This is a genomic window from Mycobacterium simulans, assembly GCF_900232995.1.
Classification (GTDB): Bacteria; Actinomycetota; Actinomycetes; order Mycobacteriales; family Mycobacteriaceae; genus Mycobacterium; species Mycobacterium simulans.
Window position 1 is genome coordinate 1 of record NZ_OCVX01000087.1, and the last position, 1,335, is coordinate 1,335.

A 1,335-nucleotide genomic window follows, 5' to 3' on the forward strand; every position below is an offset into this window, starting at 1 on the left:
ACGGTGGCAAGGGCGGCACGGGTGGTAGCGGCGGCACTAGCGGCATCGGGGGCACCGCCGGCGCCGGCACTGGTGGTGGCCAAGGCGGCACCGGCGGCAAGGGTGGCATCGGTACCGCAGGCGGCACCGGCGGCCCCGGCGGCTCCGGCGCCCCCGGCGTCCCCCCCGTTGGGATCGTCGGTGGCGATGGCGGCAAGGGGGGTACCGGCGGTCCCGGCGGCTCCTAGTGGTGTGCTGACCGAAGAGGTTGCCGACACTACTTGTTGACGATTGGCGGACGAGTGCGGTCGCACGCCATACCCACGCTTTGCCAATCGGCTACCGACGTGTGAGCCGTGCGATCGTTACACCTGTTGGGTCCGGCGCTCGCGGACTACCGAAAGACCCGGGCAAGTCAGACCAGTCGGTCAAAGATTGTCGTTCCTATGGCGTCGTTGTTCCAGATATAGATCGGTCCGACTGAGAAGGGGTAATTCCCGGTATTGAACACGTAGTATGCGTCTTGCCCCGGCACCGTGTTTGGCGGTGGTGACGCCACTACGACTGGGCTATTGGCCGCAGTGACTGTCTGGGTGTAGAGGTGGACACCATTGATCGTGTAGACCGAGATGGTTGTTCCCTCGGGAAGGTGGTTACCGATAGCAAGGCCCGGCACCAACGATTGTGGGATGGCTCCACCTACCCCACCGGAATCGACGATTGCGCCGACGGTCTGCGGTAATCCGTTGTTGATCTGTACCTGCACGACGGTCAGCGGAGCTCCATCGAGGTCGACAGTGGGCGGCAGCGAATTGGGGCCGAACTCCAGCAAACCGCGAGGCATGTTGAAAAGCACACCCTGATTCATGTTGGTCGGTAACGCTGCGTTCGTGGGATCAGAGAAGGGAAAATTATTGTTGGGGCCCACGCCCAGATAGGCGGGTAACAACGAAAGGTCGTTGATGGGCTGGGTCGTGGTCCCCGTCGGGGTCTGCGTAACCAAGGATGCGGAGGTGGCGACGCCAACGGTGGTCGACTCGGTGACGATTCCGTTCCCGAAATTCACGGTCGTTTGATACGTCTCGTAATTAACGAAGAGGCGACTGGTGCTGCTCAGGCCGTAACTGACGGAACCCGTCGGGCCGGGAGCGCCGAGATCCGCCCCAGTAACGTAATGCGGTGGAACCACAAGACCGCTGGCGCCGGAGTCGACGATGACGGGCGAACTCGGTCCGCCGCCTACCGAGATGTTCAGTATCGGGTTGCCGAATTGATCTATGTAGATAAGCGTTTGGTTCGGCGATAGGAGTGTGCTTATCCCCGCGGTCCCGGGTTGTCCCAACAGGCCCGCGCGCC

General features: G+C 62.5%; 1 protein-coding gene and 1 pseudogene. One reads left to right on the top strand and one right to left on the bottom strand.

Annotated features, from left to right (window positions below):
* Nucleotides 1–227: pseudogene (locus MSIMFI_RS27375) on the top strand (hypothetical protein); the annotation flags it as partial.
* 167 nt (nucleotides 228–394) lie between these two features.
* Here MSIMFI_RS27375 and MSIMFI_RS27380 read toward each other — a convergent pair.
* The coding region (locus tag MSIMFI_RS27380; RefSeq protein ID WP_191500051.1) for a PecA family PE domain-processing aspartic protease at nucleotides 395–1,335 on the bottom strand (941 nt) is incomplete at its 5' end.